The following is a 16,752-nucleotide window of genomic DNA, read 5'->3' as shown; positions in this document are numbered from 1 at the left end:
GTTATATACTTAACTATAGGCATGTTATATAGAAGGGGTAGTAATAATAATGAAAGAGAATAAATTTATGTCAGTTTCATTAGCTAATAAGTCAGTGGTGGAACGGATAACTGATCAAATTACAAATGCAATTATTAATGGAGAATTGAAACCTGGAGATAAAATCCCTACTGAAGTGGAGCTGTGTGAATCATTTGGTGTAGGAAGAAATTCTGTACGTGAAGCAATAAAAGTTTTAGAAGCTTATGGAGTTTTGGAAATAAGACGTGCAGATGGAACATATATACGCCAAGGTTATGATGATAAGATGCTGTATCCAATCTTGTATGGAATTATTTTACAAAAAGATTCTAAAGAGCAGATAGTAGAACTGAGAAAAGTAATTGATGTGGGAATTTTTCAGGAAGCTATGAAAAGAATGACTAAAGAAGATTTCAAACAGCTGGAAGATGAACTGGCAAAGATGGAGGAAAAGATTAATAAAGAGACTCCATCATCACAGGAAATGTTTGAAGCTGATGTAAAATTCCATGCAGTTATTGTAGGAATATTAGATAATCGTCTTCTGGAAAGCATAGGATATTATGTAGATAAAATCACAAAATCCAGTCGTATAGTTGCAAATGAATATATTTTAGATCATGGGCATCAAGAAGACTTTATAGCACTTCATAGAGAAATAATTGAAATGTTCAGAGAAAAACAAGCAGAAAAAATTCATGAAATAGTTGAAAAACACTATAAATACTGGGAAAAATAAAAAATAGCCGCGAAAATAATGCGGCCTGGAAAGCGGGCTTTAACTTGAAGTCCGCTTTTATTTTTGGGATAGAGGAGAATATTATGATTTATAGAAAAGCAAAAGAAATAAAACCTGTACCAATAGAACATTGTATGGGTGGAGAAGGAATTGTAATGATGGAAAAACTTTTAAATGCTCCAGATGAAATGCTGGGAAAAGGGAGAGCATACGTACGTCATACACTTAATTCAGGAGTAAGTATAGGAATGCATACTCATGAAAAAGAAATGGAAACAATGGTGGTAGTATCAGGGAAAGCTACACATATTGTCAATGGAGAAATACAGCATTTAGAAGCTGGAGATATTATCGGAGCAATGCCAGGAGATACTCACAGTATAGCGCGTGCGAGGGAGAGGAACCCTTAGTAGTAATAGCTCAAGTATTATATGAATAAAAATTGATCAGGAGGAAAAAATGACAAATAAAGTATTAATTTCTGTGGCACCAGTTTCCGCTGCGGATAAACATATAGATCCAAAAAAAATAGCAAAAGATGTAATTGAATGTGCAAAGGCAGGAGCAGCAATGGTTCACCTTCATGTACGTGAGAAAGATGGAAGTTTGACACCTGATCTTACTGTATTGAAAGAGACAGTAGAATTAATAAGAGCTGAATCAGATATTATTATTCAAGCATCAACTGGTGGAATATCTAATCTCACTATAGAGGAACGTTGCGCCCCTTTATACTATGATAAAGTTGAAGCTTGTTCTTTAAATGTAGGATCTACAAATCTTGGAAATGCAGTTTACTGCAACCCTATTCCAGAGGTAAAATATTGTATAGAAGAAATTATAAAAACAGGTAAAACACCAGAGATAGAAGTATTTGAGATAGGACATACACATCAAACAACAGAGCTTTGCAAAGAATATAATATGAAGATGCCGCTTTTATTCAGTGTCGTACTTGGTCATCCTGGGGAAGCTCCAGGAACACCAGAAGCTTTAATGGCAATGGTAAATTTTATTCCTAAGGATGCAATATGGGGAATTACACATGCTCATAGAAAAGATTTTGGAATTATAGCAGGGGCTCTTGGACTGGGAGCTAAGACAGTACGTATTGGTTTTGAAGACAGCGACTATTTAGATCCAGAAACTAGAGTAGATACGAATGTTCCATTGGTAGAAAAAGTAGTGAAACTTCTTCATGCAATGGATAAGGAAGCAATGACGCCAGATGAAGCAAGAAAAATGCTGAATATGTAGGGGGAAAAAGAATGAAAGAGATTGCACTGGGGATTGAAATATTAGACTCATACAAATCAATGAATGAAGAAGAACTAAATAAAGAGCTTTTAGAATGCGTAGAAAAAAATGAGAAAAAAATCATTGTTTTAGATGATGATCCTACTGGAGTACAGACAGTGCATGATGTGTCTGTATATACAGACTGGTCAGAAGAGAGTATTCGTGAAGGATTTAATGAAGCTGGGAAACTCTTCTATATATTAACTAATTCCAGAGGATTTACTGTGGAGCAGACTACAAAATGTCATACAGAGATAATTCAGAATGTAAATAAGATTTCTAAAGAAACTAAGAAAGAATATATGATTATAAGTAGAGGAGACTCCACTTTAAGAGGGCATTATCCCTTAGAAACAGAACTGCTTCGTAAAGGGTTTGAAGCCGATGAGGCAAAACATGTAGATGGTGAGATTATGTGTCCATTTTTTAAAGAGGGAGGAAGATTTACCATAGGAAATATTCACTATGTTAAAAATGAAAATCTTTTAGTACCAGCAGGGCAGACAGAATTTTCTAAGGATAAAACATTTGGATATACATCTTCAAATTTATGTGAATATATTGAGGAAAAAACAGAAGGAAAGTATCAGGCTGATGAAGTAACTTGTATTTCTTTGGAAGAACTTCGTGGAATTAAAATTGATGAAATAACAGAAAAGCTATTAAAAGTGGAAAATTTTGGAAAAGTGGTAGTCAATGCAGTGGACTACTGCGACTTAAAAGTTTTTGTAATAGCTTTGTATAAAGCAATGGAACAAGGGAAGAATTTCATGTTTCGTGTAGCAGCAGCGATTGTTAAAGTTATTGGTGGAATTTCTGATCAACCTCTTCTTACAAGAAAAGATATGGTAGTTAAAGAAACAAAAAATGGAGGAATAATTGTAGTTGGTTCACATACTCAAAAAACAACAAGTCAGGTAGAGGAATTGAAAAAATTGAAGGATCTTGTTTTTATGGAATTTGATTCTGATCTGGTACTAGATGAAGCAGCTTTTCAAAAAGAGATAGAGAATACACTAAAAACTGAGGAAGAGTTGATATCTTCTGGAAAAACAGTTGTAGTATATACAAAAAGAAAATTGCTTGTTGTGGAAAATGACACTAAGGAAGATGCTCTTATACGTTCTGTAAAAATTTCTGATGCAGTGCAGTCTTTAGTTGGAAAACTTAAAGTAACTCCAGCTTTTGTAATAGCAAAAGGGGGAATAACTTCCAGTGATGTGGGAACAAAGGCTCTTCAAGTAAGAAAAGCTAATGTGCTGGGGCAGATATGTCCAGGAATACCAGTTTGGCAGACAGGAGCAGAGAGCAAATTCCCAATGATACCATATATTATTTTTCCGGGAAATGTAGGAGAAGTAACAACATTAAAAGAAGCTGTGGAAATTTTATTAAATAGAAAATAGAAAGATTGCTAAATTATTTAATCAGGAGGGGAAATGTCTTATAATTATAAAGAATTAGGGCTGGTAAACACTAGAGAGATGTTTAAGAAAGCTAATGAAAATGGATATGCAGTTCCAGCTTTCAATTTTAATAATTTAGAACAGGCTTTGGCAATAATAGAAGCTTGTGCAGAAACAGGGTCGCCAGTGATACTTCAATGTTCAAAAGAGGTTATAGAATATATAGGAGCAACAATGATACCCTTGATAGCAAAAGGGGCAGTGGACTATGTAAAAGCATCAGGGTCAGAGATTCCAGTAGCATTGCATTTAGATCATGGTTCAAACTTTGAAATGACTAAAAAATGTATAGATATTGGTTTTTCATCTGTAATGTTTGACGGATCTCATTATCCCTTTGATGAAAATATAGCTAAAACAAAGGAAATTGTAGAGTATGCTCATTTAAAAAATGTCACAGTAGAAGCTGAACTTGGGGTATTAGCAGGAGTAGAAGAGGGAAAGAAAGTAGAAAAACATGAATTTACAAGACCTGAGGAAGTAGAAAATTTTGTTAAACAAACAGGAGTTGATTCTCTTGCCATCGCCATAGGAACTTCTCATGGAGCTCATAAGTTTAAACCAGGAGATGATCCCAAATTAAAGTTAGAGGTATTGGCAGAAATTGAAAGAAAGATACCAGGATTTCCAATAGTTCTTCATGGTTCTTCAGCAGTACCAAAGCAATATATTGAAATGATAAAACAATATGGAGGAATAATAAAAGATGCTATTGGAATACCAGATACAGAATTAAGAAAAGCTACAAGATCAGCTGTTGCTAAAATTAATGTCAGTACAGATGGTTCTCTAGCTTTTACAGGAGCATTGAGAAAAGCTTTAGCAGAAAAACCAGAAGAATTTGATTTGAAAAAATATTTAGGAGCAGCTAAAGAAGAAATGAAAGCCTATTACAAAACTAAAATTATCAATGTATTTGGCTCTGAAGGGGCATATAAGAAATCAACAATAGTATAAAAAATTTTTCACATAAAAAAGAATAAAATTAAAAAATCCCCGATATGCAATTATTGGGGATTTTTGTATTTATAATAGGATAGTTTGAGCAAAAGTTTCACCAAAATCTATAAAAATAAAATAACTAAAATATATTACAGCTAAAATTAAGGTGTAATTTTTTTATTTTTAATGATAAAATAATTTTATTTTCATCGTAAAAGAAAAAAAAATTTAAAAAATACTTGAAAAAAAGAAAATATGTAGTATAATTAAAATGTTTTTAAAATAAAATTTTCTAAAAAAATAAAAATAAAAAATAATTTTAAATATATCTGGAGGAATTTTATGAAAAGTACCAAAACAATAAGTTTAACCAACAAAATATTTATAGCACTTCTGTTAGGAATGGCAACAGGGCTGATTCTTTACCCAATGAGGGAAAATGCTTTTGTTAAAACATATTTGATAGGATTTTTATTTCACTTTTTAGGAAACGGATTTGTAAGAGCAATCAGAATGGTAGTGGTACCTCTAGTTCTTTGCTCTCTTGTAGTGGGAGCAGCAGGGATAGAAGATATAACTAAGCTGGGAAGAGTAGGAATAAAAACTCTTACTTTTTATCTTGGAACTACAGCAGCAGCAGTAACTCTGGCACTGATAGGAGGAAATATAATAAATCCTGGGCTTGGTGTAAGAGTATCAGATATAGCAGTAGGGTCAGTAAAAGTTGCTGAGAGCAAACCATTTGTAGATATACTTTTAGATATGATTCCTATAAACCCAGTTGAAGCTTTGGCAACAGGAAATATGCTTCAGATAATAGTATTTGCAATTCTTTTAGGAGTAGCATTATCGCTTCTTGGAGAAAAGGCAGCTGGAATAAAAAAACTATTTGAAGAAGGAAATAATATAAGTTTAAAACTTGTTGAAATAATAATGCTCTTTGCTCCATTGGGGGTATATGGGCTGATTTCTAAAACTTTTGCCACTATGGGATATTCAGCTATACTTCCATTATTTAAATATTTCATAGGTGTTGTTATAATTCTTCTTGTACATTGTTTGGTTACTTATCAAGGAATACTTGTGTTAATAGGAAAATACAACCCAATAAAATTCTTTAAAAAATTCTCTCCAACAATGATGGTAGCATTTTCTACAGCATCAAGCAGTGCATGTCTTCCATCTTCTTTGAAATGTATGCAGGAAGGATTTGGAGTATCTAAGAGTATTTCATCTTTCACTATTCCTCTTGGGAATACAATCAACATGGATGGAACAGCAGTTATGCAGGGAGTGGCTACAATATTTATAGCTCAGATATATGGCATTGATTTAACAATGGGAAATTATATAACTATAATACTGACAGCAACTCTTGCTTCTATAGGAACAGCTGGAGTTCCTGGTGTAGGGGTAATCATGCTTGGAATGGTTCTTGTGCAGGTAGGACTTCCTCTAGAAGGAATTGGTCTTGTAATGGGAATAGATAGATTTGTGGACATGTTCAGAACGACTGTAAATGTTACTGGAGATGCTGTGTGTACTTTAGTAATTGCTAAAAGTGAAGGAGAAATTTTAGAGGGAGCAGAGGCTCAGAAATTTGAAAAGGCAAAAGCATAAATAAAAATTATCTAGGACAGGCAGCCAGAAATTTATATTTCTATTTAAGAGCTATCTGTTTTTTATTTTAAATATTTATTTAAAAAATTAATAAGAAATTATAAAGAGTTTTTGTACTTCTTTTGGTATTAGACTGATATGTATAAAAAACTTAGAAAAAATGAAAGGTAAATTACCTAAGTTTGTGAAAAAATTATAATATTTTACTTTGCTTTTATATAAATTATAGTTTATAATTAAAATAAAATCATTTAAATAAGAGGGGAAAAACTATGAAGAAAAAAATACTAAATTATTTGGATGGAAATTATGAAAGCTTCAGTAAAAGTTTTAAGAAAATAGCTGATTATATCAAATATAATCAAAGTATAATATCTTTCATTTCAATAAATCAATTAGCAATAGAAACAGAAACAAGTCCGGCTACTATCACAAGATTTTCAAAAAATCTTGGGTTTAAGGGATATCCGGATTTTCAAAAGATATTCCAAAAGGAAGTAGAAAAAGAGACATCATATATGAAAGGTCTTAAAAATAGTATAGGAGAGGCAGCTACTGGAAGTAATATAATCAAAGATATTATTGATACTAATATAGAGCTTCTTCAGGAAATGGATATAGTAGAATTGGAAAAATCTTTAGATCAGGCTGTAGAATGGATAAAGAGCAGTAGAAAACTATATGTATTAGGGGCTAGAGGATCATATGCTCTTGCATATTATCTTTATTTTATGCTGAAAGAATTTAGAGAGGGAGTAGAATTGATGATATCAGGTGCATCTGATTTTACTGATAAACTTCTTTATTCACAAAAGGAAGATTTACTGTTTACAATTTCTTTCCATCCATATACAAATTTTACATGTCAAGTAACAGACTTCTTCAAGGAACATGGAAATAAAGTAATTACAGTAACAGATAAAAAAGATTCAACACTGGGAAATATATCTGATCTTGTACTGACTACTAAAAATGGTGAAAAAGCATATACTTTTGTTCCAGGAATAGTTTTAATAAATGCCCTTCTAGTAAAGCTTGGAATGGAAGACAAAGAAAATGTTATGAATAGATTTGACAAATTAAAGGAAATCACTGACAGATTTAATATATATATAGATAAATAGTATATTTGTGGGGGATGAGATATGGAGACAATCAAATATTCAGATTTTGCTAAACTTGAAATGAGAGTTGGAAAAATAGTTCATGTGGAAAAAGTACCTACTGCTGATAAATTGTATAAAGTACAAATAGATATTGGAAGAGAAAATACTGTCCAAACTGTTACAAGTCTTGTAGATTATTACACTCAGGAAGAACTTTTAGGAAAAGTAGTAGTTGTTTTAGTAAATCTTGAACCTGCAAAAATGAGAGGAGAACTTTCTCAATGCATGCTTTTATGTGCAGAAACAGAAGATGCATCAGAAAGTATCCTTTTGACACCAGAGAAGGAAATTGAACTGGGAACTAAAATAGTTTAATTTTATACATAAAATAGGAGAGATGAAAATGAAAAGAGTAGGATTTATCGGCTGCGGAAATATGGGAGAAGCTTTTCTGAAAGGAATAATCAATTCTCTCATGGTTGAAATAAGTGATATAAGTGTTTATGATTTAGCAAGAGGAAAAGAGATAGAAAATAAGTATGGAGTGAAGTCTCTAGAAAGTGATCTTGATGTAATTCACAACAGTGATATAATTTTTCTTGCTGTAAAACCTAATATTTACTTTGATGTAATTGATGAAATCAAAGATAGTATCAACAGCAGCAAAATATTAGTAGCAATGGCACCGGGAATAACTATGGAAGATATTCTTGAAGAAACAGAAAATAGAAACAGCAAAATAGTAAGAACTATGCCTAACCTTCCATTGATGGTACAGGAAGGATGTATAGCTTATTCATTCAATGAGAATCTTGAAGATGAAGAAAAAGATTTCTTTAAGGAACTTTTTGAAAAAATTGGAATGGCAATAGAGATTAAAGAGGAACTTTTTGATGCTGTAATAGGAGCATCGGGGTCATCTCCAGCATTTATGTTTATGTTTATAGAAGCTCTTGCAGATGCAGCAGTATTGGAAGGACTTCCTAGAGCAGCAGCTTATAAACTTGTAGGACAGACTCTTATAGGATGTGGAAAGCTTTTTCTTGAAAGTGGAAAACATCCAGGAGAATTAAAGGACAATGTATGTTCTCCAGGAGGAACTACTATAGTTGGGGTAAAATCTTTAGAGGAGAATGGATTTAGAGGGGCTATAATTAAAGCAGTTATAGAAACTATAAACAAATCTAAAGAGATGAGCAAAAAAGACAAATAGTTTTATATAAAAGGATGGATAAAAAAGAAGGTCTGAGAAAGAATTCTTTTGTCCATCTTTTTGATTTATCAGAAAAAACAGAGGTAATCTGAAGGAATATAGATATAAAATAGGAGTTATAGCTTTGGAAGGAAATAATTCCATTAAATAATAATTTGACAACCCTTGAGAATACACGATATACTAGAATATAAAACTAGAAAAAGGAGAGAAAAAGTGAAAAATAGAAACATAGCTTTGTGCATAATTTTAACATTTGTAACTTGTGGAATTTACAGTTTATTTTGGAATGTAAATCTTAATAATGATTTTGCTGAACATAATGGGAAAGAAAAAAATGGTTGGATGATGATATTTTTAAGCATAATTACATGTGGAATATATTATTTCGTATGGATATATAGAATGGGAGAAGAGATAGAAAAAGCAGGAGGAAAAAATGAAGGTATAGCTTATCTTCTTTTAAGTCTTTTTGGTTTTGGAATAATAGCAATGGCTCTTATCCAGCATCAGGAAAATGAATTATGTCCAAAAATAGAGAACTTATAGGAGTAATATTAATTGGAGCAGTTATAAGTTTTTTAGTGGTAGTTTTTTTCAATAAAAGCATATGCCTCTTTATCAATATATTTGGAATACCATGTCCAGCATGTGGAATGACAAGAGCCTATATGTCCCTTGCTCATTTAGATATAAGAGGAGCATTTTATTATCACCCTCTTTTCTGGAGTGTGCCATTTATTTTACTTGGGTATAAGAATAAAAAGATTATATATCTTCTTGGAATAATTTTTATAGGAGTATGGATAGTGAGAATGTACCTTTATTTTCCAGACATTGAGCCTATGAAATTTAATAATAGAGCTGTATATGTAAGAGTATTTAATGCAATAAAAAATATTATAAAATAAAAAGGGGGTTCCCCCTTTTTATTTTTATCTCATTAATAACATCATTTTTTTAGTAAGAGCTTTTGTTGCCTTAATATCTTCTAAAGAATCATGAGCTTTCAATTCTATTCCAAAATGATTGCACCAAGTTTCAAGCTTGTTATCTTTAAGTACAGGAATTTTTTTCAAAAGCTGCAATGCTGCAATCCATTGAAGTGGATCCAGTGTTGTTGCCTGAATATAGCTGAAAAGATATTTTTCTCCATTTCTCTTTAGAAACCTGTTTATAACATCTATATCAAATCTGACATTATAGCCTCCCACAAGAAACTTATCCTCTTTGTTGTATTTATCAATATGTTTATTTAAAATTTTCATAAATTTTATGAAGACTTCTTCTTCAGAATCGTATGTTTCAACTTCTTCTCTGGTTCTTCCTTGAATCTTTAAAGCTTCATCTGTGACTTCTGAACCTGGAAAGGGCTTTATATAGAAATTAAATTCTTCTGCAACTTCTTTTCCTATCTGTACTATTCCTGAGAGTTGAATAAGTGCTGATCTTTCAGTTATTCCTCCAGTTTCTGTATCTACAAAAAGTATCTTCATAAAAAATCTCCCTTAAAAATATTTATTTAATGTCTTATCTTGTAATTATTATATCACAAATATTTCCTATAAAAAACTTATAATAAAGAGAGAGTTGTATAAAAAGAATATCAATTTCTAAAAAAATTAATTTTTCTATTTATTTAATTTTTCATAAGCTGAAAGAATATTAGCTATCTGCATTTTTACTCCAATAATTAAAGCTGACTCATCAATATTAAACTTATCATTATGAAGAGGAGCAGTGATTTTCTTCTCTCTGTTTCCAACGCCTAAATTAAAAAAAGCACCAGGAATTTTTTCAAGGAAATATGCAAAGTCCTCTACTCCCATATCAGGAAGTTCTTTTACTTTTACCTTGTCTATTCCAAGAATATTTTCACCATTAGATTTAACCAAATCAATATACTCATTGTGGTTAATAAGAGCATTGTAACTGTCACGATAGAAAACCTCTCCTTTAGCTTCATAGGCAGCACTTACCAATTCAACTATAGTATTTACTCTTTTTTTAGCCTTATCTCTTACAGAGTTTGAAAGACTTCTCATAGTACCACAGCAAAAAGCTTCCTGAGCTACAATATTTTCTTTTGTACCACTCTGCATAGTTCCAAAAGTCAATACAAGAGAATCTCTTGAATCAATATTTCGGCTCACAATACTCTGCAATGCTGTAATGACATAAGCAGCTGTAACTACTGCATCTACTCCTCCACTTGGATATGCACCATGACAGCTTTTTCCTGTAATTTTAATATTTACATCTGTAGCCGAGGCATTCATTGCTCCATATTTAACAGCTATTTTCCCTGATTCTGTAGAAGGATCTACATGGAGTCCAAATATACAATTTACCCCTTCAAGTACACCATCTTCTATCATTGGAACAGCTCCTCCAGTAGTTTCCTCAGCAGGCTGGAATATAAATCTCACATTACATGGAAGTTCTTCTTTTTTATCAGCTAAAATTTTAGCAGTACCTAAAAGAATGGATGTATGAACATCATGACTGCATGCATGCATTTTTCCAGTGTTTTTTGATGAATATTCACAACCTGTATTTTCGAGAATTGGAAGAGCATCAATATCAGCTCTCAATGCTATGGTAATATTACTGTTTTTCCCTGTAAGATCAGCAACTATACCACTTTTTCCGATACCTGTCTTGTATGGAATTCCAATTTCATCAAGATATCTGCATATTATACCAGTAGTTTCCGGCAGATCAAAGTCCAGTTCAGGATGCTCATGAAGCTCTCTTCTCACACTTATGAACCATTGTTCAGAATTTTCTATACCATCAAAAAAAATATTTTTCAAATTCATTTCCTAACCTCCAAGTTATGTAATAAAAAAATCACAGCTATGAGAGCTGTGATAAAAATTTTTGACAACAAAAAGCATCAAAAAAAATCTATTTCCAGACAGCACTCCATTGATAAAAATCAATGACAACAGTATAAATATTTTCCATACTGCCAACAAAAATATCAGGGCTTGATACCTTCATTTCGGCAAAGTTCCCTTTCAAAATACCTCACAGTTTGCCAGACTAAGTATTTTTACTGATGTTCTCTGCACCTCTATCAAATTATTTAAGTTATATTTAAAGAAGTATATAGCAATTTAGGAAAAAATAATAATATATTTTTTATACTCTTTATATATATTTTTTGAATTATTAAATTTTTAAATTGTGTTGTAAAATCTCACTTAAATAAATAAACAGATTGAGGAGCAATCAACAAGAGTAACTATGTGGAGCTAGCCAGCTATGAAACACAGTGAAAGGGGAGATTGCCGAAATTTCGATTTTGTGAGGCTGACAAATTGATTTTTGGAATGCAGATAACATCTGTATAACTGTCATTGGGGAACCAATGTTGTGCTTTCTGTTGAGTCTTTTTTCTAATGGAAAATTTTAATAGTAGCCTTATTTTAATTTTTTTGTGATGAATATCGACCAGCGGACTGCAATCTGCTGGTTTTTTTTATTACAAAATATTTTTTAAAGGAGATTTTTTTATGAGAGTAGTATTAAAGTATGGTGGTTCAAGTGTAGCAACGATAGAAAAAATAAAAGCGATTTCTGGATATATCAGTAAGCTGAAGAGGGAAAAGTATGATGAAATCGTTGTTGTTGCTTCAGCAATGGGAAAGACAACAGATGCTTTAATAAAGATGGCTAATGAAATTTCTTCAAATCCTGATCAGAGAGAACTTGATTCTCTACTATCAACTGGAGAACAGCAGACAGTGACGCTTTTATCTATAGCATTGAATGCAGAAGGAGAAAAGGCAGTATCACTTACTGGATCTCAGGCAAATGTAAAAACTATGGGGATTCATACAAAGAGTAAGATAAAAAGTATAGATGTAGAGAGAATAGAAAATCATCTGAAAGATGGGAAGATTGTCATAGTAACTGGCTTTCAGGGAGTTAATGACGATGGAGATATAACAACTCTAGGGAGAGGAGGGTCAGACACAAGTGCTGTGGCTCTGGCAGCTGCTCTAGGGTGTGAATGCAGAATATATACAGATGTGGAAGGGATATACAGTGTAGATCCCAGAAGATATAGAGATGCAAAATTACTGGATAAAATTTCATATGAGGAGATGATGGAGATGGCACACCTTGGTGCAGGAGTAATGGAAACAAGAGCAGTGGAATTAGGGAAAAAATTTAATATACCAATTTTTGTAGGAAGAAGTTTAAGTGAAACAGGAGGAACATATATCATGGAAAAAAATAGTGCTTTAGAAGAAAAATTAGTAACTGGACTTAGCATAGCAAATGAAATAATTGTAACAACAATCTCAAATATAGATTACTCAGCAGAGAAGATAGCAGAGATATTTTCTACAATAAATAATTGCGGACTGAATATAAATATGATCACTCAAAATATAAGCAGAGATAGAAAGACAGATATATCATTCAGCTGCACTCTTGGAGAAAAATATCTGTTGGATCAGGTAGTAGAGCAGATAAGAAACAGATACCCAGAAATTGAGATAGAGTATCAGGATAATTTAGGAATGATATCAGTTGTGGGAATTGGAATGATAAATAATTCAGGAATAGCAGGAAGATTTTTCTCAGCATTGAGCAGTGCTGGAGTGGAATTTTATCAGGTGACTACTTCTGAAATAAGTATATCATGCAGTGTAGACAGAAATTTAATAAATAGAGCGGTAGAGTCAGCTGCTGTAGAATTTGGACTTTAGGAGGAAATGATGAGAATAGCTATAGTAGGGGCTACTGGATTAGTAGGGGGAACATTTTTAAAAGTATTGGAAGAAAGAGATTTTGATATAACAGAACTTTATCTTTTTGCATCAAAGAGAAGTGCAGGAAATAAAGTGATATTTAAAAGTAAAGAATATACAGTGGAAGAACTTACAGAGAGTAGTTTTGACAGAAATATAGACATAGCACTATTTTCAGCTGGGGGAGATATAAGTAAGAAATTTGCTCCAATAGCAGCAGAAAAAGGGGTGCTAGTTATAGATAATTCATCTGCTTGGAGAATGGAAAGTGGAGTTCCTCTGGTAGTACCAGAAGTAAATCCTGAGACAGCCTTTAAAAATAGTGGGATAATAGCAAATCCTAACTGTTCGACTATTCAGTGTATGCTTCCTCTAAAAGTGTTAGAAGAAAAATATGGTTTAAAAAGAGTTATTTACAGTACTTATCAAGCTGTATCTGGAAGCGGTCATAAGGGAATAGAAGATTTAGAAAATGGACTTAGGGGAGAGGAACCAAAGACTTATCCTCACCCAATAGTAAATAACTGCCTTCCACACATAGATAAATTTTTGGAGAATGGGTACACAAAAGAAGAGATAAAAATGATAGATGAAACAAGAAAGATATTGGGAATACCAGACCTTCCTGTAACAGCTACTTGTGTAAGAGTTCCAGTAATGAATTCACATTCTGTTTCTATTACAGCAGAGTTGGAAAGAGATTTTGATTTGGAAGAATTGAAAGAGGCTCTGGGAAATTTTGCTGGAATGGTGCTTGTAGATGATGTAAATTCTAATGAGTATCCATTGGCTTCTGATGCTACTGGACAGGATAAGGTATTGGTAGGAAGAGTGAGAAGAGATTTCAGCACAGAAAAAGGAATAAATTTGTGGGTAGTTGCTGATAATATAAGAAAAGGAGCAGCTACAAACGCTGTTCAAATTGCAGAACTTTTTAGAGGGATGTAATAGAGAAATTTAATGGAGAATAAGAGAGAAAATATAATTAAGAAATTTAATTGCTAAAGAAGAAAGATATAATTGAGAAATATGGGTGAGGAAGAAAAGAAAAAATATGATTAAAAAATTTAATTACAAAGGAAGACAGAAATATATAATTAGGAAATATGATCAAAAAAGAAGAGTGAAAAATGTGATTGTTGAAGAAAATAGAGCAATATTATAGAAGAATGTAACCTAGGAGGAAATAGATGGAATTGTTTACAGGATCGGGAGTTGCCCTCATAACTCCCTTTGATGAAAATGGTGATGTAAATTACTCAAGACTTAGAGAGATACTTGAATTTCATGTAATAAATCATACAGATGCAATAATAGTAACTGGGACTACTGGTGAAGGGAGCACTCTCAGTGACGAAGAAAAAATTTCAGTAATAGAATTTACAGTAGATATAATAAATAGCAGAATACCTGTAATAGCAGGAACTGGATCAAATGATACAAGACATGCTGTGGAATTCAGCAAAAGAGTAGAGAAATTGGGAGTAGATGGACTTTTAGTAGTTACTCCTTACTATAACAAGGGAAATGAAAATGGAATATATGAACATTACAAAGCAATAGCAGAAGGAGTTAAAATTCCTGTGATACTGTATAATGTTCCTTCAAGAACAGGGGTAAATCTTTCTATACCGCTTTTGAAAAGATTGGCACAGATAGAAAATATCACAGCATTGAAAGAAGCCAGTGGGAATATCTCATATGTTGCAGAGGTAGCAAGAGAAGTCCCAGAGCTTGATATTTATTCTGGAAATGATGATATGGTGGTACCAGTTCTTTCATTGGGAGGAAAGGGAGTCATTTCTGTATCAGCTAATATAATTCCTGACATAAGTCATGATATGACAGTTTCATTTCTAAAGGGAGATATAAAAAAAGCTAGAGAATTACAGCTGAAATATAATGATCTTGTAAATGCTCTCTTTCTTGAAACAAATCCAGTTCCAGTAAAAGAAGCTATGAATTTTCTAGGATATGAAGTAGGAAATTGCAGGCTTCCTCTAGGAGCAATGAATGAATCAAATAGAGCAAGATTAACAGATATCTTAACTGCTCATGAGGTGACAGGATGGAAATAATAATACATGGAACAGGAGCAATGGGAAGACTGCTGAAGGAAATGGCAGAAGGTTATGAAGATATAAAAGTTACAGGTTTTACAGATGAGCTTACTGATGAAGCAGGAGATATAATAATAGATTTTTCTCATTATTCAAGGCTGGACACTCTTTTAGATTATTCAAAGAATAAAAAAATTCCTTTGATTGTAGCTACTACTGGATATTCAGATGAAACATTGAGAAAAGTGGAAGAGACTGCCAAGGAAATACCTATATTTCTATCTTCAAATATGTCTTTAGGAGTAAATCTTTTAAATGATATTCTCGAAAGAATAGTTCCAGTACTCTATGGAAATTATGATATAGAAGTAATAGAAAAACATCATAATAAAAAAGTAGACTCTCCAAGTGGTACAGCTAAAACTTTAGTTGAAACTATAGAGAGAAGTTGTCCTGAAGAGATGATAGAACAATATGGAAGAGAAGGGAATAGTAAAAGAGAGAAAAATGAGATAGGAATTCATTCATTGAGAGGGGGAACTATTGTTGGAGAACATTCAGTTCTTTTCTGTGGAGAAGATGAAATTATAGAGATAAGACATACAGCAATGTCTAAAAAGATATTTGCTATGGGAGCTTTAAAAGCAGCTAGATTTCTTGTTGGAAAAGAAGCTGGGCTATATACTATGAAAGATATTTTTAGAAATTAGAAAAAAACTAATACATAGTACCTAAAGAAAAAATAATTTTAAGAGAAAAGTAAATATAAAAACTAGCTCATATTTACATATCTAAGGAGGAAAAATGACAAATTTAAATACAGCAGAAGAGATAATAGCCTTTATAAAAAATTCACAAAAAAGGACGCCAGTAAAAGCATATATAAATGGAAATATAGAGAATTTAGAAACTACAGCACAAGTTTTTAGAGGAAACGGCTCATATATTTTGATTGGAGAATCAGATGAAATAAATAGAATTTTAGAAGTATATGCATCTGACATAACAGATTACTATATTGAAAATGACAGAAGAAATTCAGGAGTGCCAACTTTAGACTATAGAAATATAAATGCAAGAATAGAACCAGGAGCAGTAATAAGAGATAAAGTAACTATAGGAAATAATGCTGTTATCATGATGGGAGCAGTAATAAATATAGGAGCTGTCATTGGAGATAATACTATGATAGACATGGGAGCAGTCCTTGGTGGAAGAGCTACAGTTGGAAAAAACTGCCACATAGGAGCAGGGGCAGTTCTTGCAGGAGTAGTAGAGCCACCTTCAGCTAAGCCAGTAGTAGTAGAAGATGGAGTCCTTGTGGGAGCTAATGCTGTAATTATAGAAGGAGTAAGAATAGGAACAGGAGCAGTGGTAGGAGCAGGGGCAGTAGTTCTTGAAGATGTGCCTGCTGGAGCAGTGGTTACAGGAAACCCAGCTAGAATAATAAAAAATGTAGATGAAAAAACATTAGGAAAGACACAGCTAGTAGATGATTTGAGAAAATAGGAGGGAAA

The 16,752-nt window shown here is 32.5% G+C and carries 18 protein-coding genes and 2 riboswitches; of the genes, 16 read left to right on the top strand and 2 right to left on the bottom strand.

Annotated elements, in window-relative coordinates; translation table 11 throughout:
- The first annotated feature begins 49 nt into the window (after positions 1-49).
- From C4N20_RS04220 to C4N20_RS04170, 11 genes are all read left to right on the top strand, one after another.
- On the top strand, positions 50-760 hold the full coding sequence (locus C4N20_RS04220; protein WP_172453941.1) for a FadR/GntR family transcriptional regulator: 711 nt from the start codon (positions 50-52) through the stop codon (positions 758-760).
- Positions 761-843: 83 nt separating this feature from the next.
- A complete protein-coding gene (locus tag C4N20_RS04215; RefSeq protein WP_005980554.1) occupies positions 844-1,170 on the top strand; it encodes a cupin domain-containing protein in 327 nt (108 codons plus the stop codon).
- 49 nt (positions 1,171-1,219) lie between these two features.
- Positions 1,220-2,017, top strand: a complete 798-nt coding sequence (locus C4N20_RS04210) for a beta-keto acid cleavage family enzyme (RefSeq protein ID WP_005980556.1) — start codon at positions 1,220-1,222, stop codon at positions 2,015-2,017.
- An 11-nt stretch (positions 2,018-2,028) separates the two neighbouring features.
- Positions 2,029-3,465, top strand: a complete 1,437-nt coding sequence (locus C4N20_RS04205; RefSeq protein ID WP_005980558.1) for a four-carbon acid sugar kinase family protein — start codon at positions 2,029-2,031, stop codon at positions 3,463-3,465.
- Positions 3,466-3,498: 33 nt separating this feature from the next.
- Complete coding sequence (locus tag C4N20_RS04200; protein WP_005980559.1) at positions 3,499-4,482, top strand: ketose-bisphosphate aldolase; 984 nt, start codon at positions 3,499-3,501, stop codon at positions 4,480-4,482.
- A gap of 327 nt (positions 4,483-4,809) precedes the next feature.
- Positions 4,810-6,087: a dicarboxylate/amino acid:cation symporter gene (locus C4N20_RS04195; RefSeq protein WP_005980561.1), complete on the top strand. Its 1,278-nt coding sequence runs from the start codon at positions 4,810-4,812 to the stop codon at positions 6,085-6,087.
- 272 nt (positions 6,088-6,359) lie between these two features.
- A complete protein-coding gene (locus C4N20_RS04190; protein WP_005980563.1) occupies positions 6,360-7,211 on the top strand; it encodes a MurR/RpiR family transcriptional regulator in 852 nt (283 codons plus the stop codon).
- A gap of 21 nt (positions 7,212-7,232) precedes the next feature.
- Positions 7,233-7,568 carry a tRNA-binding protein gene (locus C4N20_RS04185; protein ID WP_005980565.1) on the top strand — a complete coding sequence of 112 codons (336 nt, stop codon included), beginning with the start codon at positions 7,233-7,235 and terminating at the stop codon, positions 7,566-7,568.
- 28 nt (positions 7,569-7,596) lie between these two features.
- On the top strand, positions 7,597-8,406 hold the full coding sequence (proC, locus tag C4N20_RS04180) for a pyrroline-5-carboxylate reductase (protein WP_005980567.1): 810 nt from the start codon (positions 7,597-7,599) through the stop codon (positions 8,404-8,406).
- Between the two features lie 216 nt (positions 8,407-8,622).
- Positions 8,623-8,955 carry a DUF4234 domain-containing protein gene (locus C4N20_RS04175; protein WP_005980569.1) on the top strand — a complete coding sequence of 111 codons (333 nt, stop codon included), beginning with the start codon at positions 8,623-8,625 and terminating at the stop codon, positions 8,953-8,955.
- A complete protein-coding gene (locus C4N20_RS04170) occupies positions 8,931-9,317 on the top strand; it encodes a DUF2752 domain-containing protein (protein ID WP_005980571.1) in 387 nt (128 codons plus the stop codon). Before C4N20_RS04175 ends, C4N20_RS04170 begins: the two co-directional genes overlap by 25 nt.
- A gap of 24 nt (positions 9,318-9,341) precedes the next feature.
- On the opposite strand, the gene C4N20_RS04165 is transcribed toward C4N20_RS04170, so the two are convergent.
- Both C4N20_RS04165 and C4N20_RS04160 read right to left on the bottom strand, forming a co-directional pair.
- Positions 9,342-9,902 (bottom strand): 3'-5' exonuclease, encoded by a 561-nt coding sequence (locus tag C4N20_RS04165; protein WP_005980573.1) that lies wholly within the window; start codon positions 9,900-9,902, stop codon positions 9,342-9,344.
- 135 nt (positions 9,903-10,037) lie between these two features.
- Positions 10,038-11,228, bottom strand: a complete 1,191-nt coding sequence (locus C4N20_RS04160) for a M20 metallopeptidase family protein (protein ID WP_005980575.1) — start codon at positions 11,226-11,228, stop codon at positions 10,038-10,040.
- A 91-nt stretch (positions 11,229-11,319) separates the two neighbouring features.
- Positions 11,320-11,496, bottom strand: a riboswitch (Lysine riboswitch).
- A 128-nt stretch (positions 11,497-11,624) separates the two neighbouring features.
- Positions 11,625-11,801, top strand: a riboswitch (Lysine riboswitch).
- A gap of 126 nt (positions 11,802-11,927) precedes the next feature.
- On the opposite strand from C4N20_RS04160, the gene C4N20_RS04155 reads away from it, so the two are divergent.
- The 5 genes from C4N20_RS04155 (at position 11,928) to dapD (ending at position 16,744) form a co-directional block, all read left to right on the top strand.
- Entirely contained in the window at positions 11,928-13,133 is a 1,206-nt protein-coding gene (locus C4N20_RS04155) for an aspartate kinase (protein WP_005980577.1), read from the top strand.
- Positions 13,134-13,142: 9 nt separating this feature from the next.
- On the top strand, positions 13,143-14,123 hold the full coding sequence (locus C4N20_RS04150; RefSeq protein ID WP_005980580.1) for an aspartate-semialdehyde dehydrogenase: 981 nt from the start codon (positions 13,143-13,145) through the stop codon (positions 14,121-14,123).
- Between the two features lie 242 nt (positions 14,124-14,365).
- The gene (gene dapA, locus C4N20_RS04145) at positions 14,366-15,253 is read left to right on the top strand and encodes a 4-hydroxy-tetrahydrodipicolinate synthase (RefSeq protein ID WP_005980582.1); all 888 of its coding nucleotides are present in this window, start codon (positions 14,366-14,368) and stop codon (positions 15,251-15,253) included.
- Entirely contained in the window at positions 15,244-15,945 is a 702-nt protein-coding gene (gene dapB / locus C4N20_RS04140) for a 4-hydroxy-tetrahydrodipicolinate reductase (protein ID WP_005980585.1), read from the top strand. Before dapA ends, dapB begins: the two co-directional genes overlap by 10 nt.
- A gap of 94 nt (positions 15,946-16,039) precedes the next feature.
- Positions 16,040-16,744, top strand: coding sequence for a 2,3,4,5-tetrahydropyridine-2,6-dicarboxylate N-acetyltransferase (gene dapD / locus C4N20_RS04135; protein ID WP_005980587.1), 705 nt, complete (start codon positions 16,040-16,042; stop codon positions 16,742-16,744).
- Positions 16,745-16,752: the final 8 nt, after the last annotated feature.

This window comes from Fusobacterium ulcerans, from assembly GCF_003019675.1.
Lineage (GTDB): Bacteria > Fusobacteriota > Fusobacteriia > Fusobacteriales > Fusobacteriaceae > Fusobacterium_A > Fusobacterium_A ulcerans.
Note: the sequence above shows the minus strand (reverse complement) of the source record. Positions and strands in the feature narration are given on the sequence as shown.

Coding starts and splice junctions, on each gene's coding strand:
- C4N20_RS04220 (WP_172453941.1), top strand. CDS start 50: ATGAAAGAGAATAAATTTATGTCAGTTTCATTAGCTAATAAGTCAGTG.
- C4N20_RS04215 (WP_005980554.1), top strand. CDS start 844: ATGATTTATAGAAAAGCAAAAGAAATAAAACCTGTACCAATAGAACAT.
- C4N20_RS04210 (WP_005980556.1), top strand. CDS start 1,220: ATGACAAATAAAGTATTAATTTCTGTGGCACCAGTTTCCGCTGCGGAT.
- C4N20_RS04205 (WP_005980558.1), top strand. CDS start 2,029: ATGAAAGAGATTGCACTGGGGATTGAAATATTAGACTCATACAAATCA.
- C4N20_RS04200 (WP_005980559.1), top strand. CDS start 3,499: ATGTCTTATAATTATAAAGAATTAGGGCTGGTAAACACTAGAGAGATG.
- C4N20_RS04195 (WP_005980561.1), top strand. CDS start 4,810: ATGAAAAGTACCAAAACAATAAGTTTAACCAACAAAATATTTATAGCA.
- C4N20_RS04190 (WP_005980563.1), top strand. CDS start 6,360: ATGAAGAAAAAAATACTAAATTATTTGGATGGAAATTATGAAAGCTTC.
- C4N20_RS04185 (WP_005980565.1), top strand. CDS start 7,233: ATGGAGACAATCAAATATTCAGATTTTGCTAAACTTGAAATGAGAGTT.
- proC (WP_005980567.1), top strand. CDS start 7,597: ATGAAAAGAGTAGGATTTATCGGCTGCGGAAATATGGGAGAAGCTTTT.
- C4N20_RS04170 (WP_005980571.1), top strand. CDS start 8,931: ATGTCCAAAAATAGAGAACTTATAGGAGTAATATTAATTGGAGCAGTT.
- C4N20_RS04165 (WP_005980573.1), bottom strand. CDS start 9,902: ATGAAGATACTTTTTGTAGATACAGAAACTGGAGGAATAACTGAAAGA.
- C4N20_RS04160 (WP_005980575.1), bottom strand. CDS start 11,228: ATGAATTTGAAAAATATTTTTTTTGATGGTATAGAAAATTCTGAACAA.
- C4N20_RS04155 (WP_005980577.1), top strand. CDS start 11,928: ATGAGAGTAGTATTAAAGTATGGTGGTTCAAGTGTAGCAACGATAGAA.
- C4N20_RS04150 (WP_005980580.1), top strand. CDS start 13,143: ATGAGAATAGCTATAGTAGGGGCTACTGGATTAGTAGGGGGAACATTT.
- dapA (WP_005980582.1), top strand. CDS start 14,366: ATGGAATTGTTTACAGGATCGGGAGTTGCCCTCATAACTCCCTTTGAT.
- dapB (WP_005980585.1), top strand. CDS start 15,244: ATGGAAATAATAATACATGGAACAGGAGCAATGGGAAGACTGCTGAAG.
- dapD (WP_005980587.1), top strand. CDS start 16,040: ATGACAAATTTAAATACAGCAGAAGAGATAATAGCCTTTATAAAAAAT.